This is a genomic window from Nonlabens antarcticus, assembly GCF_015356755.1.
GTDB lineage: Bacteria > Bacteroidota > Bacteroidia > Flavobacteriales > Flavobacteriaceae > Nonlabens > Nonlabens antarcticus.
Map to the genome: position 1 here is coordinate 107,057 of NZ_JADFCO010000066.1, position 26,207 is coordinate 133,263.

At 38.3% G+C, this 26,207-nt stretch carries 28 protein-coding genes; 13 read left to right on the forward strand and 15 right to left on the reverse strand.

The features are described from left to right. Positions 1-49: 49 nt before the first annotated feature. A complete protein-coding gene (locus IQ282_RS11615; protein WP_194852043.1) occupies positions 50-1,498 on the reverse strand; it encodes a hypothetical protein in 1,449 nt (482 codons plus the stop codon). A gap of 139 nt (positions 1,499-1,637) precedes the next feature. Between IQ282_RS11615 and IQ282_RS11620 the strand changes: the two genes are divergently transcribed. The 5 genes from IQ282_RS11620 (at position 1,638) to IQ282_RS11640 (ending at position 7,028) form a co-directional block, all read left to right on the forward strand. Next, a complete protein-coding gene (locus tag IQ282_RS11620) occupies positions 1,638-3,257 on the forward strand; it encodes an ABC-F family ATP-binding cassette domain-containing protein (protein ID WP_194852044.1) in 1,620 nt (539 codons plus the stop codon). Positions 3,258-3,344: 87 nt separating this feature from the next. Continuing rightward, positions 3,345-3,629 (forward strand): riboflavin synthase subunit beta, encoded by a 285-nt coding sequence (locus tag IQ282_RS11625; protein WP_194852045.1) that lies wholly within the window; start codon positions 3,345-3,347, stop codon positions 3,627-3,629. Positions 3,630-3,637: 8 nt separating this feature from the next. Then, a complete protein-coding gene (gene mutL, locus IQ282_RS11630) occupies positions 3,638-5,467 on the forward strand; it encodes a DNA mismatch repair endonuclease MutL (RefSeq protein WP_194852046.1) in 1,830 nt (609 codons plus the stop codon). A gap of 2 nt (positions 5,468-5,469) precedes the next feature. Beyond that, positions 5,470-6,165: a rhomboid family intramembrane serine protease gene (locus tag IQ282_RS11635; RefSeq protein ID WP_194852047.1), complete on the forward strand. Its 696-nt coding sequence runs from the start codon at positions 5,470-5,472 to the stop codon at positions 6,163-6,165. After that, the gene (locus IQ282_RS11640) at positions 6,165-7,028 is read left to right on the forward strand and encodes a rhomboid family intramembrane serine protease (RefSeq protein WP_194852048.1); all 864 of its coding nucleotides are present in this window, start codon (positions 6,165-6,167) and stop codon (positions 7,026-7,028) included. The genes IQ282_RS11635 and IQ282_RS11640 overlap by 1 nt, the downstream gene beginning before the upstream one ends. 13 nt (positions 7,029-7,041) lie before the next feature. On the opposite strand, the gene IQ282_RS11645 is transcribed toward IQ282_RS11640, so the two are convergent. From IQ282_RS11645 to IQ282_RS11655, 3 genes are all read right to left on the reverse strand, one after another. Further along, the gene (locus IQ282_RS11645; RefSeq protein WP_194852049.1) at positions 7,042-7,509 is read right to left on the reverse strand and encodes a hypothetical protein; all 468 of its coding nucleotides are present in this window, start codon (positions 7,507-7,509) and stop codon (positions 7,042-7,044) included. A 75-nt stretch (positions 7,510-7,584) separates the two neighbouring features. Next, positions 7,585-8,217: a trimeric intracellular cation channel family protein gene (locus tag IQ282_RS11650; RefSeq protein WP_194852050.1), complete on the reverse strand. Its 633-nt coding sequence runs from the start codon at positions 8,215-8,217 to the stop codon at positions 7,585-7,587. Positions 8,218-8,223: 6 nt separating this feature from the next. Continuing rightward, complete coding sequence (locus IQ282_RS11655) at positions 8,224-8,946, reverse strand: RDD family protein (RefSeq protein WP_194852051.1); 723 nt, start codon at positions 8,944-8,946, stop codon at positions 8,224-8,226. 38 nt (positions 8,947-8,984) lie between these two features. Between IQ282_RS11655 and IQ282_RS11660 the strand changes: the two genes are divergently transcribed. The 6 genes from IQ282_RS11660 (at position 8,985) to IQ282_RS11685 (ending at position 15,393) form a co-directional block, all read left to right on the forward strand. Beyond that, positions 8,985-9,956 (forward strand): stage II sporulation protein M, encoded by a 972-nt coding sequence (locus IQ282_RS11660; protein WP_194852052.1) that lies wholly within the window; start codon positions 8,985-8,987, stop codon positions 9,954-9,956. Continuing rightward, positions 9,934-10,854: a cation-translocating P-type ATPase gene (locus tag IQ282_RS11665; protein WP_194852053.1), complete on the forward strand. Its 921-nt coding sequence runs from the start codon at positions 9,934-9,936 to the stop codon at positions 10,852-10,854. The genes IQ282_RS11660 and IQ282_RS11665 overlap by 23 nt, the downstream gene beginning before the upstream one ends. Then, positions 10,851-11,609, forward strand: a complete 759-nt coding sequence (locus IQ282_RS11670; protein ID WP_194852054.1) for a hypothetical protein — start codon at positions 10,851-10,853, stop codon at positions 11,607-11,609. Before IQ282_RS11665 ends, IQ282_RS11670 begins: the two co-directional genes overlap by 4 nt. Beyond that, complete coding sequence (locus IQ282_RS11675; RefSeq protein ID WP_194852055.1) at positions 11,609-12,925, forward strand: DUF4350 domain-containing protein; 1,317 nt, start codon at positions 11,609-11,611, stop codon at positions 12,923-12,925. The genes IQ282_RS11670 and IQ282_RS11675 overlap by 1 nt, the downstream gene beginning before the upstream one ends. Next, positions 12,926-14,059 carry an AAA family ATPase gene (locus IQ282_RS11680; protein ID WP_194852056.1) on the forward strand — a complete coding sequence of 378 codons (1,134 nt, stop codon included), beginning with the start codon at positions 12,926-12,928 and terminating at the stop codon, positions 14,057-14,059. A 116-nt stretch (positions 14,060-14,175) separates the two neighbouring features. Continuing rightward, on the forward strand, positions 14,176-15,393 hold the full coding sequence (locus IQ282_RS11685; RefSeq protein ID WP_228547316.1) for a DUF58 domain-containing protein: 1,218 nt from the start codon (positions 14,176-14,178) through the stop codon (positions 15,391-15,393). Positions 15,394-15,403: 10 nt separating this feature from the next. Here the strand turns inward: IQ282_RS11685 and IQ282_RS11690 are convergent, their stop codons facing one another. Both IQ282_RS11690 and IQ282_RS11695 read right to left on the reverse strand, forming a co-directional pair. After that, positions 15,404-15,592, reverse strand: a complete 189-nt coding sequence (locus tag IQ282_RS11690) for a Lacal_2735 family protein (RefSeq protein ID WP_194852057.1) — start codon at positions 15,590-15,592, stop codon at positions 15,404-15,406. A 116-nt stretch (positions 15,593-15,708) separates the two neighbouring features. Then, positions 15,709-16,413 (reverse strand): DUF4197 domain-containing protein, encoded by a 705-nt coding sequence (locus tag IQ282_RS11695; protein WP_194852058.1) that lies wholly within the window; start codon positions 16,411-16,413, stop codon positions 15,709-15,711. Positions 16,414-16,520: 107 nt separating this feature from the next. Here IQ282_RS11695 and IQ282_RS11700 point away from each other — a divergent pair, with 107 nt between their 5' ends. Then, positions 16,521-17,048 (forward strand): hypothetical protein, encoded by a 528-nt coding sequence (locus IQ282_RS11700; RefSeq protein WP_194852059.1) that lies wholly within the window; start codon positions 16,521-16,523, stop codon positions 17,046-17,048. A 58-nt stretch (positions 17,049-17,106) separates the two neighbouring features. Here IQ282_RS11700 and IQ282_RS11705 read toward each other — a convergent pair whose 3' ends face one another. The 8 genes from IQ282_RS11705 to IQ282_RS11740 all read right to left on the reverse strand — a co-directional run bounded on the left by IQ282_RS11705 (position 17,107) and on the right by IQ282_RS11740 (position 24,044). Further along, a complete protein-coding gene (locus IQ282_RS11705; protein WP_194852060.1) occupies positions 17,107-17,355 on the reverse strand; it encodes a DUF6952 family protein in 249 nt (82 codons plus the stop codon). Continuing rightward, positions 17,336-17,647 carry a thioredoxin family protein gene (locus tag IQ282_RS11710; protein ID WP_194852061.1) on the reverse strand — a complete coding sequence of 104 codons (312 nt, stop codon included), beginning with the start codon at positions 17,645-17,647 and terminating at the stop codon, positions 17,336-17,338. Before IQ282_RS11710 ends, IQ282_RS11705 begins: the two co-directional genes overlap by 20 nt. A gap of 202 nt (positions 17,648-17,849) precedes the next feature. Then, positions 17,850-18,485: a peroxiredoxin gene (locus tag IQ282_RS11715; protein ID WP_194852062.1), complete on the reverse strand. Its 636-nt coding sequence runs from the start codon at positions 18,483-18,485 to the stop codon at positions 17,850-17,852. A 141-nt stretch (positions 18,486-18,626) separates the two neighbouring features. Next, complete coding sequence (locus tag IQ282_RS11720; RefSeq protein ID WP_194852063.1) at positions 18,627-19,541, reverse strand: patatin-like phospholipase family protein; 915 nt, start codon at positions 19,539-19,541, stop codon at positions 18,627-18,629. Between the two features lie 9 nt (positions 19,542-19,550). Continuing rightward, complete coding sequence (locus IQ282_RS11725; RefSeq protein ID WP_194852064.1) at positions 19,551-20,435, reverse strand: MBL fold metallo-hydrolase; 885 nt, start codon at positions 20,433-20,435, stop codon at positions 19,551-19,553. A gap of 94 nt (positions 20,436-20,529) precedes the next feature. Next, positions 20,530-21,804 carry a PQQ-dependent sugar dehydrogenase gene (locus IQ282_RS11730; RefSeq protein ID WP_194852065.1) on the reverse strand — a complete coding sequence of 425 codons (1,275 nt, stop codon included), beginning with the start codon at positions 21,802-21,804 and terminating at the stop codon, positions 20,530-20,532. A gap of 90 nt (positions 21,805-21,894) precedes the next feature. Then, positions 21,895-23,415: a Na+/H+ antiporter NhaC gene (gene nhaC, locus IQ282_RS11735; RefSeq protein WP_194852066.1), complete on the reverse strand. Its 1,521-nt coding sequence runs from the start codon at positions 23,413-23,415 to the stop codon at positions 21,895-21,897. A gap of 53 nt (positions 23,416-23,468) precedes the next feature. Next, a complete protein-coding gene (locus tag IQ282_RS11740; protein ID WP_228547317.1) occupies positions 23,469-24,044 on the reverse strand; it encodes a cupin domain-containing protein in 576 nt (191 codons plus the stop codon). Between the two features lie 91 nt (positions 24,045-24,135). Here IQ282_RS11740 and trxB point away from each other — a divergent pair, with 91 nt between their 5' ends. Further along, positions 24,136-25,119, forward strand: coding sequence for a thioredoxin-disulfide reductase (gene trxB / locus IQ282_RS11745; RefSeq protein ID WP_194852067.1), 984 nt, complete (start codon positions 24,136-24,138; stop codon positions 25,117-25,119). Between the two features lie 194 nt (positions 25,120-25,313). Here trxB and IQ282_RS11750 read toward each other — a convergent pair whose 3' ends face one another. Continuing rightward, on the reverse strand, positions 25,314-26,132 hold the full coding sequence (locus IQ282_RS11750; protein WP_194852068.1) for a GIN domain-containing protein: 819 nt from the start codon (positions 26,130-26,132) through the stop codon (positions 25,314-25,316). Between the last annotated feature and the right edge of the window lie 75 nt (positions 26,133-26,207).

Consider the following 26,207-nt stretch of genomic DNA (forward strand, 5'->3'; position numbering starts at 1 on the left):
GTTTACGCGGGCAATCTTGATGTGCCAGCAGTGCTTAGAAAAGAAGTGATTAACGGTTGAGGTATCCTAAAAGTGTGGTTTCAATCTTGTAGTAAAACAAATTGATGTTAGGATCAATAATGGTTAAGTTGCGATCGATGACCATGCTGCGATTGCTGTTGCGCAATGCAAGTTGGCGATTGATGGCAGATTTGTCAAACAATAAATATTCTTTAGAATTCCTGAAGTCGTTATTTGATATGGCATCCTGCCATACTTCAAAACTCAGATTGTCAATGTTGATGCCTATAAATTCAATTTCGGGATACTTCATTTGCAAATCTTTCACCTGATCATGAATTCCCAGCGCATAATCTTTGTCCTGTACAGACCAGTAATATAATACCGTCAATCGCTTTACGCGATTTGATAATTTTGTTTTTTTATTATTAGCATCTCGCAAATCAAAATTAGGCAACTGGTTTCCAGGTCCTAAATTAATATAAGTTGCTGCCATTTGAGCCACTTGCTCATTAACAGTAGCATCTGTTGACATGGTCAGAAAATCTGTTACTAACAAATTGATTTCTTTGGAATCTTTACCACCTCGAACAAAATTGCGTATCTCACCGGCGGCAAAATAATTTTGCAAATCAACGTTATCAAAAATGCTGTCAATAACCCGCAACCTCTCTTTATTATAACGATAACCCTTTAAATCAATTTGTAAATCAGGAGTTTTAGAAATGTTACGTAGAGCAATGTTTGAAGCTAACGCATTAGCATATGGTCTAAAGGCATAGTTGTTTAATAATTTTGACTTATCAATTTCTACGCGTTCGCGATGTGCAAAGAACTCCTTAGGGAACTTAATGCTTTTGTCTCGATAGATATTTTGACTGTGAACAACAGGGTAACGCTCAAGTTCATAGTAACTGTTTAAATTGATGATAAAAGTTGCAAAGTCCTGAAAGCGTTGTTCAAATTTATGTTTGGTAGCTGCTTTTTTGAATTTCTTTAAGCGATTTTTTTTAACTTCTTGAACGTGATCGTAAAAAACCTGAGGCGCGAGGTTTTTATACTTGAGCATTCCCATGTTTGAATCCTCAATATCTATAAAAAGATTGATAAGATAATTATTTTCTCTAGCTTGAGAACCCGTAAAAGATAAGGTCTCATCAAATGCTTTGGTGTTAGCACGCATGCTCAAACTATCTCCAGGCTGCAGATAAAAAGACTGATATTCGCCGGGATAAGAAATTGAGAAAAGTCCAGAGTCTATGGTTTGGTAGGAGATATTGAACCTTCCTTTTTCATCTAATTTTAAAGTGTCTGTGAGGTTAGCATAATCTGAAATTATAATGTAATCAGATTTAGGATTAACTATTTTGCCGTTGATGTAGGTAGTCGATGGTTTTTCCTCTTCACAAGAAATGAAGATCAGTGTGAACAAAATTCCTATGGCAAAGAGTAAATATGATATAGTCCGCTTTCGCGAAAGCGTGTAAATTTCAGTCATTATTGAACTTAAAAGCTTGTCTATACAAAAAAAGCTGTTCTAACGCAGTAGATGAGTTAATGGGCTGTTAAAAAGGAGCCTAGTTGGTTGCCTATAAATGCTGAATTATCAGTACTTTTGCAGCCTTAAAAATCAAGCTATGTTAACGGTTTCTAATCTTTCGGTACAATTCGGTAAGCGCGTCCTTTTTGATGAGGTAAACGCAAAATTTGGCGGCAGTAATTGTTACGGAATCATAGGCGCAAATGGCGCTGGAAAATCAACTTTATTGAAAATTATGACCGGTAAAATGGAGGCTACTAGCGGTCATGTCCATTTAGAAGCTGGAAAGCGCATGAGTGTTTTGGAACAAGACCATAATGCTCATGATGAAGATACCGTTCTGGAGACTGTATTAAAGGGAAACAAACCCCTGTATAAGTTGAAGTCTGAAATTGATGCTCTGTATGCAGATTATTCTGATGAGAACGCTGATAAAATAGGTGAGCTACAGGTACAGTTTGAAGAAATGGATGGGTGGAATGCAGATAGCGCCGCGGCATCCCTACTTTCTAATTTGGGAATAGGCGAGGAGTACCACTACACGTTGATGCAAGACATGGATAACAAGCTTAAAGTGCGCGTCCTCCTAGCACAAGCGTTATTTGGAAATCCTGATGTACTCATTATGGATGAGCCTACCAATGACCTGGATTATGAAACGATCAACTGGTTAGAGAATTTCCTAGCAAATTATGAGAATACCGTGATCGTGGTATCACATGACCGTCACTTTTTAGATGCTGTTTGTACAAATATTGCCGATATTGATTTTGGTAAAGTAAATCAGTACAGCGGTAATTATACATTCTGGTATGAATCTTCCCAGCTAGCGGCTAGACAACGCCAGCAAGCAAACAAAAAAGCAGAGGACAAGAAGAAAGAACTTCAGGAATTTATCGCTCGTTTTAGTGCTAACATGGCCAAGTCAAAGCAGGCGACTTCTCGTAAGAAAATGATTGATAAGCTAGATTTTGCAGATATCAAACCATCTTCCAGAAGATATCCAGCGATTATTTTTGATCGTGATAGGGAAGCTGGTGACCAGATTTTAAATGTAAAAAAACTTACGGCCTCTGTGGATGGAGAAGTGCTGTTCAAAGACGTAGACCTAAACATTGCTAAAGGTGATAAAATCATTATTTATTCAAAAGATAGTCGCGCTACTTCATTATTCTATGACATTATTAATGACAAAGTAAAAGCAGATTCAGGAACGTTTGCCTGGGGTGTGACTACAACTCAAAGTTACCTTCCAGTAGATAATGCTGAATTTTTTGATACAGATACAAATCTTGTGGACTGGTTACGTCAATATGCGCAAACTGAAGAAGAACGGGAAGAAGTTCACTTGCGTGGTTTCTTAGGAAAAATGATATTCTCTGGTGAAGAAGCTCTGAAAAGTGCAAGAGTACTTTCTGGAGGTGAAAAAGTACGTTGCATGTTGTCTAGAATGATGATGAAAAGAGCAAACGTCTTGATGGTGGATGAACCTACCAATCACCTAGATCTTGAATCCATCCAAGCCTTCAATAATAGTTTGAAAAATTTTAAGGGAACTGTTCTCTTAACCACTCATGATCACGAGTTTGCTCAAACAGTCGGTACGAGAGTAGTAGAATTGACTCCTAATGGAGCAATTGATCGCTACAGTACCTTTGAAGATTACATGGACGATAAGAGTATTAGAGAGCTGCGCCAGAAGATGTACAACTCTTAAACTGGCCATTTTTATTGTTGGTAGATAGGCATCATCTTTGCGCTGGTTAATGTTTATTGTCTTTAACTTTGTAAAATAGCACAGATTATGGGAGTTCTATCACGTCGCAAAAATAAAAAATATTCCTACGAACCGCGTTATTATAATAACAAGGACAAGGATGGAAATCCTTTTGAAATCAAGCATAGATTTGATGATCAGCGATCCACCATACATACTCGTGGGTTGAAAACCAAGTTCAATAACGCGATGCGCGATTACAAGGAAGGTACTGATATCATAATCAGAAAGCGCATTTACATTATCGTCGCGGTTTTGATTCTTTTATTTTTGTGGTTTATTGAATTTGACTTATCCATTTTTAGCATTTAATTGACTTTATGTCAGATATCATTCGTTTATTACCAGATCATGTAGCTAACCAGATTGCAGCAGGTGAGGTCGTTCAAAGACCGGCAAGTGTGGTAAAGGAATTATTGGAAAATGCCATTGATGCTTCCGCGAAAGCGATTACACTCATCATTAAAGATGCCGGCAAAACCCTAGTTCAAGTCATTGACGATGGAAAGGGAATGAGCACCACTGATGCTCGCATGGCGTTCGAAAGGCACGCAACCTCAAAAATATCTACGGCTCAGGATTTATTCAATCTCGCCACAAAAGGATTTAGAGGGGAAGCACTGGCTTCTGTAGCGGCGATTTCTCATGTGAGCGTTAAAACCCGTCGTGAAGAAGATGACCTAGGAACTCAAATCGATATCGAGGGAAGTAAGGTCACATCTCAAGAACCGGTCGTGACACCGCAGGGAACCATGATAAGCGTGCGCAATTTGTTTTATAATGTTCCCGCTCGCAGGAAATTCCTGAAATCTGATAGCGTGGAATTGCGCAACATTACAAATGAATTTCACAGGGTCGCGATGGCCCACCCACAAATTGCTTTTAAGTTTCTAAACAATGACAGTGAGTTGTTCAACCTTCCATCTGGAACCTACAGACACAGGATTGTCAATATTATGGGGTCTCGCGTTGATGATAAACTTGTTCCCATAAAAGAAGAAACAGAGCTGCTTACCATTCACGGTTACATAGGTAAGCCTGAATTTACACGTAAAACTAAAGGGCTCCAGTACTTTTTTGCAAACGATAGATTTATAAAACACTCCTATTTGCATCATGCCGTTGTGAGTGCATTTGAAGGATTGTTGGCGGATAAGGCTAATCCTAGTTACTTTCTTTATCTAGATGTCCCAACAGACAGTCTCGATATTAATATTCACCCTACAAAGACTGAGGTTAAGTTTGAGGATGAACATAGCCTGTACGCGATTGTTCGAGCGACTGTAAAACACGCGCTGGGTCAGTTTAGTATTGATGCCATCGATTTTCAAAAAGACACTGAGTTGGATTTGCCGTATAATATCGCTAAAAATGGTACTCAAGCACCTCGAATAGATGTCGATCCTGATTTTAATCCGTTTAAGGCTGATGGGGGTTTAAAGCAGGCTTCTGGAAACGCTAATTTTCAATCCAAAGCCACTGGATCCTGGGATACTTTGTATGCTGGACTGGAAGACTCTTCTACCATGAATGATGAGAGTTCTCTACATCCAGATATGGAAACCTTATTTTCTAAAGAGGAATCAACCGATAAAAATATATTCCAACTCCAGCGTAAATTCATTATCAGTACACTTCAAAGCGGTTTACTGGTGATTAATCAAAACCGGGCGCACGAGCGTGTTTTGTATGAGCAGCTATTGCGACAACTAACGGTGCAAAATGGGGTCAGTCAGCAGTTGTTATTTCCCATCAGTTTAGAACGACCGTTGGAAGAGGTAACGATCCTATCACAATTGCAAGCCGAGTTAGAAAGCGTCGGTTTTCTTTTTAAGACTTTAGAAAAAAACCTGATTGAGATTGAAGGCTTGCCTCTAGATTTGAAATCGGCAGATGTAGAAGGATTGCTGGATTCTATAATAAGATTTCAGCAAGAGGAATTACCGGAAACTAATTTCTCTCATGTGGATCGATTAGCTTCTAGAATGGCTGCAAGTATGGCTATTAAAACGGGTGATGCACTTAACGGCCAGCAGATGCAACAATTGATTGATGAACTTTTCGCCTGCAAGGAGCCAGAACTGACGGCACAGGGAAGAAAGGTTTTTATTAATATCACGGGTGAGAACCTGAACTCAAAATTCAATTAAAAATGTTAGATAATATTACGCCAGTCATAAAAAACCTGATCATTCTAAATGTGATCGTTTTTATAGGTGCCGGGTTTATAGCGCCAGGACTGTCAGATGATTTGACTTTGTGGTTCTATGCAAACCCAAAGTTCCAATTTTGGCAAGTACTGACACACATGTTTATGCATGGTGGGGTTATGCATATCGTTTTTAATATGTATGCTCTTATCATCTTCGGCCCGCCTATTGAACGCTGGATGGGAACTAATAAGTTTCTCTTTTTCTATTTTGCCTCTGGTCTAGGTGCTTACCTGTTGACTACTGGAATTGATTTTATAGAGTATCAAAGAGTCCTTGCAGAGTTGTCTTCTAGCGGTTACAGTGCTAAAGAAATGGAAGAGATAATCTTCACACCTAACAGAGGTACAAATTTATGGCAGGGAATGGTGGGGGCCAGTGGTTGTATCTTCGGCGTGCTGGCTGGATTTGCTTATTTGTTTCCTAATGTAAAATTACAGATCCTTTTCATACCTTATCCCATTGCCGCAAAATGGTTGATAGGAGCTTATGTGCTCTATGAAACACTCAGCACATTTGGAATTATAAGTATTCAGGATAACGTAGGTCACGCAGCTCATTTAGGAGGTGCAATAGTTGGCTTTATTATGGTTTGGTACTGGAAAAGAAACGATATGGATCATTATAGAATCGACTGATGGAGTTTATAGATAACCTAAAACTGAAATACGCGCAACTCAATGTAGCTGGTAAACTAGTAGTTTTTGTGAGTTTAATCACCATAGCTTTCTGGTTATTAGGATATATTTACCCACCCGTTACAGACTGGTTTGCATTACCTGCTGGCTTTATCCCTGCAGTCTTACAACCATGGTCCTGGTTTACTTATGGTTTTTTACATGGAGGCATTTTTCACCTCGCTATCAATATGCTCGTTCTGTATTTTACGGGACAAATGATGTTGAATTTGCTTAACGGCCGGCAATTTCTAACGTTGTTTTTTACGGGAATCATTGCTGGTGGTCTGGCCTTTACACTTGTGAGTGGCTTATTTACAGGTTATTTTGACAATACGCTTTTAGTAGGTGCAAGTGCTGGAGTTTATGCAACGCTTTTCTTTATTTGTGCTTATATGCCAGATACACAAGTCCGTTTATTCTTTGTTCTTAACGTCAAGCTTAAGTATCTGGGTTATGGACTGGTCGTTTTAGATTTGATAGCGGTTATTACAAATACAAACGCAGGAGGTAGTATTTCACATCTTGCTGGTGCGGCTCTAGGATACTACTCTGCCACTAAAATGAAGGCAGGAACTGATATTTTAGAAGGATTTGCAGCCACAGGTGATGGTATAGTGAACATGTTCAAGCCTCGAGAGAAAAAGACACGTAAAGGCAATATGAAGACCGTTTACAAGAATCAGACGAAGACCACAAAAACAAAATCATCTTCCACCCATCAACAGCGCATTGATGGTATCCTCGATAAGATATCTGCAAGTGGTTATGAAAGCCTGAGTCGGGATGAGAAAGACTTTTTATTCAAGGCTGGTAAAGATTAGTCCCTGTACTGCCTTATGCTGTGTTTCTATTTCTTACCAGTCGATAAGCTGCGTAAATAAGAATAATTAGAGCAATTAATATCGTTACTAAAAGTACGATACTAACAATTGCAGCGTCACTAATACCCGCAGTGTTGGGGTTTGAACTTGAGAAAAGGTTTGGACTGTTTATGTGGAGAGCATATATAATTCCCATCAGGATTATAAATAGACTATTGAAAAATAAGTAAACCATTGTAAGCACATTATTTTCAAAACGATTTAGAATCATTCTGATCAAATAGATGATGGAATACAAGGGAATACTCACCATCAGAAAAGCGTACAGCTGTTCTAAAACAAAATACGTGTCGTGGATATTGATATCGAAGGTTTCGTTCTGGGCAAAAAGATCAATACCGCAATAAAACTGGGTAAATAGAAGGATACTAACGGTGATTCCGCAAAACCAGATAAGCTCTTTTAATAGTAGATTTTTCAACTGTCTTATTTTTTAATGTTAGGATGCGGTTGATAAAGTTCGCTTTCGCGAAAGCGAACTCCTTCCCCATTCTTTTTAAAACTCTGTTGGTTTTTCGGGAACGTCGCCATACAGGTTGGGCAATTCCAACTTGAAGACCACCGCAAGTAAACGGATCAGAAATACCGTACTCGCTGCAATAGCAAAAACGAAATTCTCAAGCACTCCTATTTTTATCATTAGAAAGTACACGAGCCCGCCGATAATACATGCAGTGGCATAGATATTCTTTCTAAAAATAACGGGAATTTCATTGATAAGTATATCCCGAATCACACCACCAAAACAGGCCGTTACACAACCTAATGTGATACAAATTAAAGGATGAAGTCCCGCTTGTAAACCCAATTCAAGACCTACCACCGTATATAAACCGATTCCAATCGTGTCAAATAAAAATAAGGTTTTGCTCAATTTCAATAACCATTTGCGAAAGATGGTTGTGATTATTACACAAATTATAATGGTATAGACTAGGTTCATATTGAGCATCCAGGAAACTGGCTGAATCCCTATTAGAATATCGCGCAAGGTCCCGCCACCTGCTGCGGTAACAAATGCCAGAATAATCACTCCAAAAGGATCTAGTTTTTTAGAAAATGCCGCTAGTGCTCCTGATATCGCAAAAGCAATGGTTCCCAATAAATCGAATATGTCAATGACTTCCATTTCCATCTAGTTGCCTTGTGTTAGGTATGAATAATCTTTGAGAACCGTGCGTACAAATATTCCATCGCGCAGATCGCTCTTGATGGATAAAAGTTCTTCTACCCGCAAGCGCAACATGCGCAGGGTTTCATAATCGCGGCTCTCACCTGCGAGCCTATAAATTTCTTTGATCTCGTTCACATCTTTATCCGTAAGCATATTAACGGTTAGGAAAATGGGCTCATAGTCGTCTTTTACATCTTCCAATATTGTATGGCTAATTTTAGTTTTCTTGCGATTATCAATAACGATCGTGTCTGATGCGATATCGCCTAATCGCTGATTCTTGTCCGTAAAAATGATCGATAAAACAGCTGGACCAGGCATAAATGTCCATAAATCTACCAACCGCAAGACCCAACTCACTAAATAATCGCTCCATGTTGCGGGAGAACCATCAATTTTTACAACTTTAGTCTGGACGATAAATTTGCCCGGAGTCCTGCCGTTAAATATTATATTAAAGAATAATGAGTAAAAAGCAATCGGTAGAAAGAGCAGCTGGCTGATGCCCAATGTTGTGAATTTCTCAAAAATATTGTCCATCCCATCAACCAGGTATCCTATGATTATCAAGTAGATAAACATAATGATGAGGTCTATTACAAAACCTAACATGCGATACCCTAAACTCGCAACATTGTAATTAATGTTGACATTTTGAGCGGTATTGATAGAAGTGTTTGACATGCTGTAATTAGTTTTTATCTTTAGCCAAAATTTACTAAATGCGCGAGGCGGCTTTTGTCAAGCAAAATAAGGCAAAATGGATGGCATTTGAAAAAGCACTCGATGCAAATTCAAATATAAATGCAGATAGGTTAGCAGGTTTGTACATACAGCTGACTAATGACTTGTCATTTGCCCAATCTTATTATCAGGATAGCAAGACTTTACTCTATCTAAACTCGCTTGCAAGTCAAGCGCACCAGAAGATTTATGTCAACAAAAAAGAAAAGGGAAACAAGATCTTCAGGTTCTTTAAAACGGAATTCCCTTTGTTTTTTGCAGACTATCAAAAAACTTTCCTTTATGCGTTTGCCATTTTTATGGTTGCGGTAGGCATCGGGACGATTAGTTCGCTAAATGATGATTCATTCGTGAGGTTGATTTTAGGAGATTCTTATGTAAATATGACCCTCCAGAATATAAGAGAAGGAAACCCCACAGGCGTTTATCAGCAGGATGGTGCTTTCGGGATGTTTCTTGCAATTACCATAAATAACATAAAAGTGGGAATGCTCTGTTTTGCGGCGGGCCTGTTAACTTCCATAGGAACTAGTTATATTTTATTTTCTAATGGTGTGATGGTGGGTGCATTTTTCAGCATGTTTGCAATTGAAAATGTACAACTGGAATCCTGGAGTGTGATTATGTTACATGGTACGATAGAGCTTTCAGTCATTGTAATTTGTGGTGCCGCGGGTATGGTAATGGGAAATGCGATCTTGTTTCCCGGGACTTATTCTAGACGTGTTTCTTTTGTAAAGGGTGCAAAAGCAGGCCTTAAAATCCTGATGAGCACCGTACCTTTATTCATTATTGCCGGTTTAATAGAAGGTTTTGTCACTAGATATGCCTTTATGCCAGCCATTATAAAATATGCGATTCTACTAGTGAGTGCCACAATAATTATAGGATATTACGTCATCTATCCACAATACCTTAAAAAGAAGTATGAGCAATTACATAGAGCCTAGACTGCGCCGCGATTTTGGTGGGATAGTTACAGCTTTTTTCAACTTTATGAAGGCAAATATTAGAGGACTCATAAATGTCTTTATAGGCTATAATGGAGTGTTTTTCATTTTATTCTTGATTAGCGTTTACTTTGTAATCACTGGATTGGTGGATTATCTCATTCAAGAGAAACTAGGCAGTGGAGATACTGATGTGGCTGCTTTAACCATGGGTTTTGCGACGATCTTTTTAGTGTTTTTGATAGCTTTAGCAACCATTTTTAATTACGCCATAAGTAGCAGTTATCTGTCTATTTATGAACGCAGAAAAGAAAATAACCTGCCTAAGCGGGATGTTTGGTTGCTTGCAAAAAAGATGTTTTGGGGGATTTTACTGGTGGGTGTTTGTGCGATAGGTCTCTACGTGATTTATTTTATTGTTCAAATTGTTCTGGCGTTTATTCCCATTTTAGGTACCATAATTTCGCTGGTTCTTGGACTTGCTTTCAATGCCTGGATCAGTTTGACTATTTTCAGCTACGTTCATAATAAAGAGAAGAATGTTTTTGATGCTTTTGGTGAGGCTTGGCAATTGTTGTTTAGCGGGTTCTGGAAAACTTTAGGTGTCAATTTTGTCTTGGGTTTTTTAGTTCAGATCTGTTTGTTTTCCCTTCAAATCGTGCCTGCCATTATTGCTGGCGTCATCGCATTTCATGCCGTTCAAGATTCTGGTAGCTTTACAGACAGCACCTTGAGCCATATTTTAATTATCCTTATTCTGACTCTTTTATGTATCATGATCATGTTTATACAAATGATCTCTCAAATCATAAATGGCTTTTTGTACTTCAATCTGCACGAGTTCAAACACAATGAATACTTGCGCAGTCGAATTTCACAAATAGGAACTGCAGAATGAAGTTGAAAATTTTCATGCTATTCTTTTTGTGTTTCGCTTTCGCGAAAGCGCAATCCCTTCAAGATCTCGTTCCAGAAATAGAACAGCGCCCCAGACAGATAACGGACACGCTAGATCGGGACTATGATAACCGAAGTCTTACCGTAAACGAGCTTCCGGAGGATTTGAAGGAAGCTTATAATGGTGCTGATTTTGATTATGAGGAGACTACAAATGAGGTGGATAATATTTTTTCTAAATTTTTTGACTGGCTTTTAGGGAAGTTGGGATCATTATTTGGAATTGATATCAGTCCATTTTGGGCCATGGTGCTCAAATGGATAATCTATGGATTGTTTGCTGCAATAGCGATCTATTTTTTAGTGCGATTATTAGCAAATGAAAAGGCTTCAGGAATACGTTCCCGAGGTAAAACTACCAGAAACCAAATTAAAGTCCTGGAAACCCACATTGAAGAAATTGACCTGAACCAGTTCATTAAAGATGCTATTGCAAACAGTAATTATAGAAATGCTGTGCGTTACTTGTATTTGAATTCGCTCAAGAAACTAAGCGCTAGTGGTAAGATTGACTGGGACTTTCAAAAAACCAATAGTGATTACTACCGTGAACTCACCGACCAGTCGCTAAAAGAGCAATTTAAAAAAGTCTCTTATTTGTACGACTACATCTGGTATGGTGAGTTTCCTATTGACGAGCAGGCTTTCGCGAAAGCGCAAACCGAGTTTGAGATTTTGAATAAACAGGCAGCCTAATGGACAAAAGATCTAAAATCATCTTATATGCGCTGGGGGCAATTTTAATAGCATTATTTGTTTTAGAAAGCAACAGGCCTAAACCAGTGAACTGGAGTCCTAGTTACACGAGCGGAGATAAAGTACCGCTGGGTTCATATGTTCTCTATGATAATCTAGGGAAGATTTTTCAGGGATCTAATATTAAAAACATTGACAAGGTTCCTGTCGATTTTCTGATAGAAAACGATACAATTACTGACGCTACTTACATTTTCATCAATGATTATCTGTTCTTTGACAAAACAGAAACAGATTATTTATTGAAATTTGTGGAGCGAGGTAACAAGGTCTTTATCTCTTCCAACAATGCTGGTGGACCACTGGCGGATACCTTAAAGTTAGAAGTAAGTTCTAACAGTTTTTATGCAGGTGGCGGCGAGGATACCATTAGAACCCGATTGATTAATAAATCTTTTGAGGACCGCAGTTATGTTTACCATCGGGCTGGAGCTTACCGGTATTTTGAAAGTTATGACACCTTAAACACAAAGGTACTAGGAGAGGTGCTGGCCTTCAATCCAGGTTCTGGATATCTAGAATCTCTTTTTGAAGAGAAAGAAGAGATCGATGCTGTTGTGGATGAAGAGGTAGATGAAGAAAGTTATGCCTATACAAAAGCCAGAGAATTAAAAACCAGAAAGACGCCGCAAGTGGACTATGTAGAGGTAAAACGTGGTAAAGGTGCTTTTTACTACAACCTCAATCCAGTAGCTTATAGCAATTATTATATGCTTAATGGGAAACAGCAATATGTTGCAGAATCCCTTTCTTATTTAAATAAAGGTGACGTTTATTTTGATGACTATGGAAAGTCGGGTAAAAAGGTCGTGACGTCATCTATGCGATTTGTTTTGTCAGATCCATCCTTGCGATGGGCTTACTATATTGCGATAGGTGGAGTGCTTTTGTATATGATATTTGTTAGTAAACGAGAACAAAGGATAGTTCCAGTAGTTAAACCTTTAGAAAATTCTACAGTGGAGTTTACAAAGACTATTGGAAATCTGTATTTTCAAAGTGGTGATTTTACGAGCATTGTAGAGAAAAAAATCACCTTCTTTTTAGAACGATTGCGAAGCTCTTATTACCTAAACACAGAAAAATTAGACAGCGCTTTTATAAAAAGGCTGGCCACTAAATCTGGTAAATCTCTAGATCAGACTCAGGATCTCATTAATTACATTATTAATTTAAGGGCAAAACCTTTACATAACGAAAATGAATTAAAGCGACTCAATAAACGTATTGATGCTTTCTTTAAAGAAAACAAATAGATGGAAGAAAATAACAATAACACACCGGAGGATCACAAAGACAATCTTCCAGAACCAGCACAGAAGCAAAATATTCACAAAGCTACAGATGCCGCTGAACCTAAAGAAAACGTTGCTGATCAAGTAGTTTCTGATGCTGCGGCAATCTCAAATGATTCTGGTGATTTGAAATTCAATAATCGGGTAGATTTAACGGAGCTTTCCAGTGCTGTAGAACGAGTTAAAAATGAATTACGTAAAGTAATCGTGGGGCAGGAAGAAATGATGGATCTCTTGATTGTTTCCATTCTTGCCAACGGACATTCACTTATTGAAGGAGTTCCTGGTGTTGCAAAAACAGTTACTGCTAAATTATTAGCAAAAACAATGCAAGTGGGTTTCTCAAGAATCCAATTTACCCCAGATTTGATGCCTAGCGATATTTTAGGAACGTCCGTTTTTTCAATGAAGGATAATGAATTTGACTTTAAGAAAGGACCTATATTTTCTAATATCATTCTGATTGACGAGATCAACCGCGCTCCAGCAAAAACTCAAGCGGCACTGTTTGAAGCTATGGCAGAACGTCAAGTTACTATTGATGGAAAGGAATATACAATGGACAAACCATTCTTAGTATTTGCAACCCAGAACCCTATTGAGCAAGAAGGAACTTATAGATTGCCAGAAGCTCAACTAGACCGATTTCTTTTTAAGATTAATGTAAACTATCCTAATTTAGAGGAAGAGATTAAAATTTTAGAAGGAAACCATCACAGAAAAAATGCTGATCCAGAAAGTCTGATAGAAGGTGTAATGAGCGCTGAGCAGATCGTGAAGCATCAAGAAACCGTGCGTGGGATTGTGGTAGAAGACCATTTGATTAAGTACATCGCAGAGATCGTACTGAATACACGTAATAATGCCAATCTGTATTTAGGAGCTTCACCTAGAGCTTCTATTGCAATAATGAACGGTTCTAAAGCTTATGCTGCGATCATGGGAAGGGATTTCGTAACTCCAGACGACGTTAAGTATATCGCTAAAGCTGTAATGAGACACCGCATCATCCTCACACCGGAACGCGAGATGGAGGGCTTTACCGCTGACCGCGCCGTCAATCAGATTTTAGAAACGATCGAGATTCCACGATAGTGAAGAAAATTTATAAAGCTACCTTTTTAAGTAAACGATTTTTTCAGGTTCTGATCGTATTGGTCCTGTCATTTATCTTGGCGTTCTTTTTTGAACGTTTGCAAGGATATCTGATCATGGGATTTTTCATCTTATTAGGTTTACTATTTGTAGATTTCTTATTGCTGTATCGCTCTAAAAATGGCGTTGAAGCCAGTCGCGTTTTACCCGACAAGTTTTCCAATGGAGATGAAAATACAGTAGAGATCAAGCTGCGTAATAATTATGGTTTTAAGGCTCATTATAAAATCATCGATGAATTGCCTATTCAATTCCAGATGCGGGATTTTAAAATAGAAAAGCAGCTCTCGGCTTCAGAGGCGACAACCATGATGTACACGGCAAGACCTGTAGAGCGTGGAGAGTTTCATTTTGGATCTTTAAACGTATTTGTGAAATCGGGAATAGGCCTGGTATGGCGTAAATATATTTTTGATCACAATGCGATGGTTCCCAACTATCCATCTTTCCTTCAAATGAGAAAGTATGAGTTGATGGCTTTTACAAATAAGCTCAAGGATTATGGGATGAAGAAAATCCGCAGGATCGGGCACACCATGGAATTTGAGCAGATTAAAGATTACACTCTAGGTGATGATGTGCGCAATATTAACTGGAAAGCGACTGCAAAACGCAACCAATTAATGATCAATCAATATCAGGACGAAAAATCGCAACCGGTGTATTCGGTTATTGATAAAGGTCGGGTTATGAAAATGCCTTTTGAAGGATTGAAGTTGGTTGATTATGCGATTAATGCCACATTAGTCATTTCGAGCATCGCTTTAAAAAAGGGCGATAAGGCAGGGATGTTTAGCTTTTCGAGTAAAGTAGATAATCAAGTGATGGCTCAAAAAAGAGCCTCTCAAATGAACTTGATTTTAGAAACCTTGTACAACCTGGATACCGATTTTAGAGAAAGTGATTTTTCCAGACTTTATATTGACGTAAAAAGGAAAATTACGCAGCGAAGTTTATTGTTGCTCTATACAAATTTTGAGACACTGGATGCACTTCACAGACAATTGCCCTATTTACAAGCTATTGCTAAAAATCATTTGCTGGTAGTTATCTTTTTTGAGAATACAGAATTGACTGGAATGCTGGAAGAGAAAGTGGAGGATACTCAAGATATATTCACAAAGACGATCGCCGAAAAGTTTGCCTATGAAAAAAAGCTCATTGTAAATGAGCTTAATAAATTTGGTATTCAAACGATTTTGACAAAGCCTCAAGAGCTTACGGTAAATACGATTAATAAATATTTGGAAATTAAAGCTAGAGGATTATTATAGCGATTTTTTATTAAGCGTAGTTCAATACTTTTCTTGTATCCATAATTTCATCATACAAAGCTTCTGCCTTTTTGTGAAACGCACGAGCTTTTTCTCGATTGTTTAAAGAGACCTCAAATGATTTGCGCATTAGTTCGGTATACTTGCGTTCAATCATGTTTAGTTGCTTTTCCTTTTCGGCAATTTGTATTTGAGTCATTTTGAAGAGCTTCTGTAATTAGTAATAATACAAATTTAATGGAGCTGAGCAAAAACTATCCACAAGAACGTCTTAACAATTGTTAACGATTAATTAAAATATACGAACTATCTCCTTTAATCTTGTAAAGCAAAGACCCGTTTTAGTAAATCTGTAGTGCGTTGATTGACTTGGGTTCTGATTTGAGTTTCTTCTTTAGCAATCATTACAAAAATACCTTCTAAGGCTTTTTGAGTTACATAATCTCTCAAATCTGGATTTACATCATTCAATAAAGGGATGGTATTGTATTTAGTGATAGCATCAGACCATAGCTTTGTGGCACCTACTTGTCCTAAATTTTTATCTATGACCGGCGAGAATTTATCATATAGTTCTTTTTTAGTTTTTGATTGTAGGTAAGAAGTCGCGGCACGTTGATCACCTAATAGAATATTTTTAGCATCTGTAAATGTGATGTTCTTAACGGCGTCTATAAATATGGGTAGCGCTTCTTTTGTCGCTTCTTCTGCAGCGCGGTTTAGAAGTTTCAACCCTTCATCTGCCACGCTGCCCAATCCTATTTTACGCAAGCCGCTGTCCACATCTTGCAATTCTTGTGGTAGTAATATTTTAACGGCCTCATTGCGATAGAAACCATCCTTAGCCATCAAGGTAGTCACTTGTTGATTGATTCCCTTATCAAGGGCTTGACGTAAACCATTTCCTATGTCGGCTTGAGATAAAGGACCACTTTGTGGCAACTGACTGGCAATAGCTTGAAGCTCTGCACAACTTTGTAATGTGACAATGGCTATGACTAGAAGGATTACTTTTTTCATCAGGAAGTTTTTTCAAATATAGTTTATTTGAGGAGCCTGTTTTATAAGGCATTTATAAAACGGAATAAACCTTGATAAGAAATTACCAATTCATCCAACAACTTCAAATGAGAAATTCACTCTTATTAATCGCTCTTTCTATATTTACTACATCCTGTTTTAGCCATCGAGGTCTCGATCGTAAATCAGATTATACGGTGAATTCATTTTCAAATGATAAGATCAACGGTCTATACCAAAACCTAATTCCAGGAGATGATAGAAACAGTTTGTGGCAAGATCTCTATAAAAATAAATCGCATAAGGATCTTATATTCAATGCCGAAAGAACGCAAGTAGAACTTATTTTAATGTCAAAAAAAAGATTGAAAGCAAACCTTTACAGAAAGGGAAGACTAGAAGATTCTATAGAATTGAAAGGTAAAATAAGAAACGGATACTTTGTGATCAACAGGCGAGTGAGTACATTTCCATTACCTATTTTTTTCCTTTATGCAGAGAATAAGACCATCCTAGGAAATGATGATCTGGGCAATCTCATTCTTGTTCAAGGTCAAAATAACCAATTTCTCATCATGTTTGCATTATCTGGCGGTGATAGCGAGGTAATAAGTGCACGATACACCAGATTATAAAAAAAAAGTTCCGATAAAATTTATATCGGGACTTTCAATTCTGAACTTAGGGATATTCTTACTTATCTATGGATCCCATTACTTTTTGTGCAAAAGCATTTGCTGCTTCAATGCCGCTCATTCCTTGATTCACATTATTATGAACCTCTAGCGCTCCACAGATATTAGTTATCAACTCGCCTACCACGTCCATTTCCTCTTCAGATACAGATCTGTGTTCGACAAAGTATTCAAGAACTTCCAGGGTAGTTTCTAATTGCTCTGGTGTAGTTCCTTTTTGAAGGTGTCTAATTACTGGTAATTTCATTTACTAGGTCTTTAAGGTTTTCAAATTTGTTAGTCTGTACTTGATTGACAAAGCTTCCGCCCTTGAAAGTAGCAAATGTGGGTAGATTATCCACGCTAGCTAGTTTTCTAGATTCAGGGAATTTCTCTGCGTCTGCAAGGATAAATATGGTGTCCTCGTTTTCTGAAGCTAGTTTTTTAAACTTAGGCTTCATCACGCGACAGTTTCCACACCAGCTCGCCATATATTGTACTACAACTGTTGGATTGTTTGCTACAATTTCCTGTAAGTTATCTTGTTCTAATGTTTGCATTTTTCTAGTATTAAGTAGTCCATATTTAGTAGTTGGATCAAAGAAAATGTCTAGACATTTCTATAAGTTAAAACTACTAAATACTACTACAGATATTGATGATTTCTGAAATATTCAGTGCTAAATATGTAATACTTAGAAGGTGAAAATTAGCATTGTGCTAAGCTTTAAAACCTAATTATTACATTCTAACTACTGAAAATTAGTTCTGGGATAGGTATGCTGCAGTCGCTAGACGATCTGCTTTCATCGCATCTTTTCCTTCTTCCCAGTTTGCTGGACAAACCTCTCCATTCTTTTGAACGTGCGTGTACGCATCGATCATTCTTAAGAATTCGTTTACGTTACGTCCTACTGGCATATGATTAACACCTTCATGAAACACAGTTCCTTCCTCATCGATTAAGTAGGTCGCACGGTAAGATACCATGTCCCCTTTGAGTAAATAACCTTCTAAGTCGTCGTTATAAACTTCCTCTACATCAAGAATATCGAGCATATTTGCAAGATTTCTATTGGAATCTGCAAGGATAGGATAGGTTACACCTTCAATCCCACCGTTATCTTTTGAAGTATTTAACCATGCAAAGTGAACCTCTGCAGTATCACAAGATGCACCGATAACGATCGTATTTCTTTTTTCAAATTCACCTAGAGCGTCTTGAAAAGCGTGTAATTCAGTTGGGCATACAAAGGTGAAATCCTTTGGATACCAGAATAAGATTACTTTTTTGTTATTATTTTTTGCTTCTTCCAGAACGTTGATTTGGAACGTGTCGCCCATTTCGTTCATTGCATTTACATTTAAATCTGGAAATTTTTTACCTACTATGGCCATTATAATATCTTTTTTAGATTGTTTTAGTACTGCAAAGATAGGTTCCGCTTTCGCGAAAGCGAACTCATGTCAATCTAAACACTCCATTGCATGATAGAGTAAAGTTATGGTTATTTAATAAAATAATAGCTTTTGCTTATATTAATCCTCGTTAGGTTTAATCTCATTGAGCTCTGTATTCTTACTCGCCGCATAGTTGTAGCCGCTTTCCCACCATTGTGTCATCTTCTCTTGATTGAAAACGAGTGAGTTGGTCGTCAAAACAGTAGGCGTGTAATACAAATTAATAATCGCCTCTTTATTAGTGGCCACAAATTTACCGATGGATATATTCTGCTTTTCAATGCGATCCATCATAAAGCCATGTAGGTTTGTAAGAAGCGAAAATGCATTTTTAGAAGGCAGGTTATTCAAATGATTCAATTCTGTTTCTAAAACAATTACATCAACCGTTGTAGCACCGCGATCAATGGCTTCTTTTATGGGAACCATACTCCCGAAACCGCCGTCTGCATACTCGCAACCTTCTTTATAAACGATGCTCATAAATGGAACGTAATTACAGGAAATCCAGATCCAGTCGCAAAAATCCTCATAAGAAAAATCCTTGATGGATTTATACTGGGTCTCATGCGAACTCAAATTTGAAACAGTAACCACAACATCTTTATGAGATGTTTTGAGTTGGTTGAACTCTTCAATCGTCAGTACTCTACCTATTAGTTTTCTGAGGTTTTTACTTTCGCCAAAGGTCTTTTTACCTCTTATAAATCGTTTTGCAACATTCCAGTGATTGATACTGATTTGCTGGTTTCCTATTTTATCTTTTTTGATGATAAAAGGAGAGTCGTTAAAGATCGACTTCTGATTCACATGGGTATAGATCTCTCGTATTTTGTCAATTTTTTGTAAGGCAAGATGCGATATTAACAAACTTCCAGTGCTTGTTCCTAGATATAAGTCGTAATCATATTTCAATTCTTGAATGAGATATTGTGCCACGCCGCCGGCAAAGGCGCCCTTGCTACCACCTCCAGAAATAACGAGTGCTCTCATTTAAAAATCTTATTTATCTGTGTTGGGGTTTGTGAGGCTTTCATAAATGGTCGAACGGATGTTCTTAGAGTTTATAAATCCTGTGCCATAACCTAGATCATCATATCTTTTTGTGAGCTCTGTATTTGAAGCAACTTGCTCTAAACTGTTATTTCTACTAATGGCCAGTTGTATGGCAGCTCTCAAATCCTTCAACATATTGATGCTGTACTTTAAATCATCAATAGTTGCCAGTTTTCCATGACCGGGAATAATTCTAGTGTCTTCATTTATGGTATTCAAGATTAAAAGCTGCGCAGCAATATAACCATCAATAGACCCGCCAGAATTAAGGTCGATGAATGGATAGGCACCGTTAAAGAATACATCGCCCATATGAATAACATTCTTATCCATAAAGTAAACAAAACTATCGCCGTCAGTATGTGCATTATGGACATGTACGACCATGATATTTTCATCTTCTGGCAAGCTCAATTTAATTTCCTCGTCCAGGGTAATTTCTGGTAAATAACCTGGCGACTTACCCTGACTAGTCAATCTTTTTAGAACATTTTTCTGTGCAATTAACGTTGTTTCATCACTGTTGAAATTCTCATTTCCACCAGTATGGTCTCCGTGGTGATGTGTGTTGATTAAATAAGTGATGGGATTTGATGTTAATGCAGAGATCGCTTTTTTTATTTTGTTGCTAAGTGGTGCAAATTGAGAATCCACCATCAATGTTTCATCATCAGAAATTGCAATCATGATGTTCCCGCCGCTACCTTCCAGCATATAGACATTTTCAACGACTGCAGTAGTTTTAATGGTTACCGTTGATGGATCTACTTGAGCAAACGCTGCGTAGAAACTGAAGAGCAATAAGGATGCGGAGGTGATTATAGATTTCATATGAGCAGCAATTTAGTGATTTTATAAAACAAAGGTACCTGAATCTAAATCCGATTCAGGTACCTTATTATTTCTTGATATTGATGTATTATTCCTAGATCGCACTCACTCTCCAGAGTACACCACTATCATCATCATTGACTAATAAACTTCCATCTTTATGAACGGTAACACCTACGGGTCTTCCATACACATCTTTCTCTGAATCTGGATCTGTAAATCCAGTCAGGAAATCTTGTGGTTTTTGTGGTTGACCAGCCTTATCGAACGGTATGAATACTACTTTATAACCACTCAATGGTTTACGGTTCCAGGAACCGTGTTGACCTATAAACGCACCATTTTTATATTTAGTTGGAAACTGATCTGCCTTATAAAACTGGAATCCTAAAGAGGCTGTGTGATTTCCTAATGGTACATCTGGGACAATAGCATTGTCAACCAATTCTTGATGTGGGTCATCGCTCCATCGTGGATCATTAATAGCTCCATAATAGGAGTAAGGCCAGCCGTACCAACCGCCTTTCTTAACGCTTGTAGCATAATCTGGAACAAGCTCATTTCCTAACTTATCTCTTTCATTTACGGCAGTCCAGAGTTCTCCAGTAACAGGATTCCAGTCCATACCTACTGGGTTTCTCAATCCAGTAGCATATTCTATTTCTCCGGAACCATCTGGATTAATTTCTAAAATGGTCGCGCGGCGTTTTTCATATTCCATACCGTTTTCACCTACATTACTTCCAGAACCTACAGATACGTAGATTTTAGATTTGTCAGCATTGGTAATCAAGTTTCTAGTCCAGTGGTTGTTGTAACCGCCTGCTGGCAAATCGAGAATTTTAGTTCCTTTTCCAGTGATTTGATCCATCCCTTCCTTATAGGGAAACATGTAAAGACCGTCTGTGTTGGCTACATAGAAAGTGTCATCTATAATTAACATTCCAAAGGGCTGATTCAAATCTTCAATGAAAGCGTTCTTGTAATCTGCTGTACCGTCATTGTCAGTATCTCTCAATAAAACAACGCGATTTGCGCTATTGCGTGTATTAGATTCTACAACGAACACATCACCATTATCATGAACGTAAGTCCATCGTGGGTGCTGCAAATCTTTTGCGAAAGCATTTACTTTAAAACCTGCTGGTGCTTTAGGCATATTACCATTTTCCCAGCCAACTACATTACTCACCAACGCAACAGATTCTGATGCATAGGGAGGCGGTAAGGTTAAATCACCTATCGCAGTTTTTACTGTTGAATTAGCGTTGTCGCTTAGCTTTACTTTCTTTTCTTTAGGAACACTATCCTCTGCTGGTTTGCAGGAAAGTAATAATATGGGAAAAAGTAGAAATAGGTACTTGTGCATCGTATTTGGTTTAGGGTTTAAATCTAATACCTAAAATACTGAGATTAAGGATCGTTAACTACATTTTAAAAGAAATAAGTAGTTGCGTACCTACAGATTTACCCGCTCATCACTGGCAGCATTACCACTCAACTCCTTAATCTTGATGCGGAAAGCGGCAAAAATAAGTGTCATAAACGGTGATAAATAGTTGAATATGGCATAAGGTAAAAAGGAAATAACATCCACCCCCAGAGTCGTGCTATGATAAGCCCCACACGTATTCCATGGTATCAATACAGAGGTGACAGTTCCAGAATCCTCTAATGTTCTAGAAAGGTTTTCTGGTGCAAGTCCTTTGTCTTTATAAGCTTTGGCATACATTTTTCCAGGAACTACAATCGCAAGATACTGGTCACTTGCGGTAATGTTGATAGCAAGACAACTTACTACGGTACTCGCAAACAGACCGAAAACGGAATCAAACATATTCAATAGTGCTTTACTAATAGTTGCTAGCGCCCCTATCGCATCCATTACTCCACCAAATACCATGGCGCAGATGATCAACCAGATGGTTCCCATCATTCCTGCCATCCCACTCGCTTCAAATAAACCAGCAAGCTTTTCACCTATCTCTGCATTATCTGTGACGGGAGCAATCGAGGTATCTACCGTGATCGCATTCATAATGCCCTTGTAAGCCGAAACAAAATCCCATTTTTCCAGTCCACTAGCGGCGTGAACCAGTTCTGGTTGAAAAATCAACGCCGCTGCTGCTGCCAGTAATGTTCCTACTAGTAGCGCTATCAATGGAGAAACTTTTTTTACAATCATCGCAATGACAAGAACGGGAACTACAAATAGCCATGGCGAGGTATTAAATGTGCCATCTATAGCTGTTTGATAAGCAGAAATATCTGCTTTACCAGTATGATCGATTGAGAATCCGATAATTATAAATACAATTAAGGTCACAATTATAGTTGGGACTGTTGTCAAAAGCATGTATCTAATGTGAGTGAACAGGTCTGTTCCAGCCATGGCAGGAGCAAGGTTTGTAGTATCACTAAGCGGAGAAAGTTTATCGCCAAAATAAGCGCCACTGAGCACAGCGCCAGCCGTCATCCCTGCATCGATGTCTAAGGCTCCTGCTATTCCTATAAGTGCAATACCTACCGTTGCACTCGTTGTCCAGCTGCTTCCTGTAGCCACAGAAATCACTGCACAAATTACCACACAGGCGGCTAAAAATATTGTGGGGTTTAAAATGTCTAATCCGTAGAAAATCATGGTGGGAATGATCCCACTTATTAACCATGTCCCTGCTAACGCACCTACCATTAGTAATATAAGGATGGCTCCGGTTGTCGATTTTAAGTTTTGGGCAACTTCTTCCACCATGCTTTCATAAGAGATTTTATTTCTAAAACCTACTATGGCTGCTACCGCGGCACCTAATAAAAGTATGAATTGGTTGGACCCTGATAATGCATCATTACCGTAAACCAGCAACACGTTAAAGGCAAGCATACCTATTAATGCAGCAACTGGAATTAATGCTTCCCAGATGTTTAACTCTTTGTTTTCTATTATTTTTTCGTCCTCGTGGTTGATGTTTTGGCTTTCCATGTACAGATAAAGATGTCCGTAATGTTACGACATTGTTGTAGCAGTTGCAAACGCTAGGTGTGTCGCACGTATTTTTGAAGCAGTTTTTTTTCATATCCCAGCTTTCGCGAAAGCGAATAAACGACATTGAGTACTGGAAGAAAAAGTTTAAAGAACAAGGTATCTACCTGCGTATCACCCCATTTTAGTAAGATAACGGCATAAATAGGATTGAGCGGAATTTGATTTGCACCAAAAGTTTTACCAGCTGAAACCAGTCCAAAAAGTGCTGCCATAAAATTTTCAAAACCAGGCTGTCCCGGTTCTAATCGTGCACGGAATATAATAGCTGTCTGTCCGGGATTGTAAAATCTATGATTATCTCCAACGGGAACTTTAAACTTGCGACCCGGTTCTAATTGCAATTCCTTACCTAGATAATGAACCCCTAAAACGCCAGTTACCGGTTCAAATTCCTCGGTAAATTTATTATGGTAATGAATAGGATTACCGCCTTCTGGTTGCAATTCAACTTCAATATAGGTGTATTTGCCACCTGTGCCGTGACTGGTTTCTAACAAGGTTGCTTTTTCCTTAGTGATGGGATTTTTATAAATAACTGGCATATCCAAAGCTAAGTGTTGCAGCATCCATTTGTTTGATAAAGTAATAATAAATACCAATTGGCTAACTTTCTAGAAGCCGCTTTAAACCTTATTTTTGTACTCCAAAATTTTTATGATGGCAGAGCAAATTGAGAGAATAAAATGTTTGATCATAGGATCAGGCCCAGCAGGATATACGGCAGCAATCTATGCCGCTCGTGCAGACATGAATCCGGTTATGTATACGGGAATGGAGCCTGGTGGACAATTAACGACCACGACAGAGGTTGATAATTTCCCAGGATATCCAGATGGAATCGACGGTCCAGCCATGATGGTTGATTTGCAAAAGCAAGCAGAGCGTTTTGGAACCCAAGTAAGGTTTGGGATGGTGACTGAAGTGAATCTTGCTACTGAAAAAGGAGGCATTCATAAAGTTGTTGTGGATGGAAAAATCCATTTGGAGGCAAATACGGTAATTATATCTACTGGAGCTTCTGCAAAATATTTGAACATTCCCAGTGAACAAAAGTTACGCGGTGGTGGTGTAAGTGCTTGTGCAGTTTGTGACGGCTTTTTCTACAAGAACCAAGAAGTAGCGATCGTAGGAGCAGGAGATACAGCAGCAGAGGAAGCTTCATATCTCGCTAACATCTGTAAAAAAGTAACGATGTTGATCCGCAAGGATCATATGCGTGCTTCTAAAGCTATGCAACATCGTGTGAACCGACTAGAAAACATCGAAGTTCTTTACAACTGTGAGGTAGATGAGGTTCTAGGAGAGCAAGTGGTAGAAGGTTTGCGCATCGTTAACAATCAAACAAACGAAAAGCACGAGATTGAAATCACGGGATTGTTCATCGCTATAGGACATAAGCCCAATACAGACATTTTTAAAGGACAGCTGGACATGGGGTCTGATGGTTATTTAGTAACCACTCCAGGAACTACAAAAACGAATCTGCCAGGAGTATTTGCAAGTGGAGACGTTCAGGATAAAGTTTATCGTCAAGCAGTCACTGCAGCTGGAACAGGCTGTATGGCAGCTCTTGATGCAGAACGCTACCTAGCAGATATAGGCGTTGTCGACGAGGTGAAAGCTGGAGATTACAGTGTTTAAAAGTTGATTAGTTGCTATTAAAAACTTGTCGTTTTCCATAATTGATGGATATACGGAATTTAAAAAAACCTCCCTTGCTGGCGCAGCCAGCAAGGGAGGTTTTTTTTGAAACAGTGTCTAAGTTAAGTGTTGTGTAAAACAGTGAATTCAAGCATTTGACCTTACAATTTACAAATCCTAACCCTAAACTTGATTTATCCCTTCATCAACATTGCTTTATTAGCAAATTCTACCATGTTCATTTTTGGGTTATCATAAACCGTTAGCTTAGAATCACCAGATCCTTTGTATTCTAGGTTATTTCTAACATTCACGGAAGCCTCTGCATCTCTGGAGATTCTCAATTTAAGATCATTAATATCCAGTTTTTCTGAAACTAACTTGGCTCTTCCTTCCAAAACCATGGAAGAATCATCAGCATCACCCTCAATTTTAGCTTCTGCGCGGTCTGTCATCATAAAATCAATATTCTTAAATTTAAGAAGAGCTTCTGTATTAGAAGAACCAGTCAAATTAAGTTGGGCATTATCACCACTTAAATTACACTTTGATTTAGAATCTGCGGTAGCGTTAAAAATAAGTTTGCCTACACGTCCCGTCAAGAAAACCTTAGCATCGTCTTTTACGAGAACTTCTAGATCTTCCATTCTTAGATTAGTTAGTGAACTCAATTCTGCCTCATCAAAAGCTGTTATTTTTTTGAGTTGAGGTGTGTAAACAACGGTAATTTTCAAACGTTTACTTCTTCTGATGTCTGCTGTTGTTTTGATGGTTAAAACTCCACCGATAACGTCAACATTAATGTACTGATGTAGGTTTGAGTCTGTTGCAATGTCAACTTTAGCGGTTGAACCTTCTGCAAGAGAAACCTCAAAATCTTCACCTACTATGACTTCTTGAAAATCAGCTACGTCTATTATCCGAGTGGTTACATCCCGATTGCCTTTTACTTTTTGTGCTTTCGCGAAAGCGAAACTCATCAACAGTATCATTGCAATTCCTATATTTTTCATGTAGTATGGTTTAAGAACAAGAATAAACAAAAACCGCTCCACAATAGCGGAGCGGCTCTTAATGTCATGCCTAAT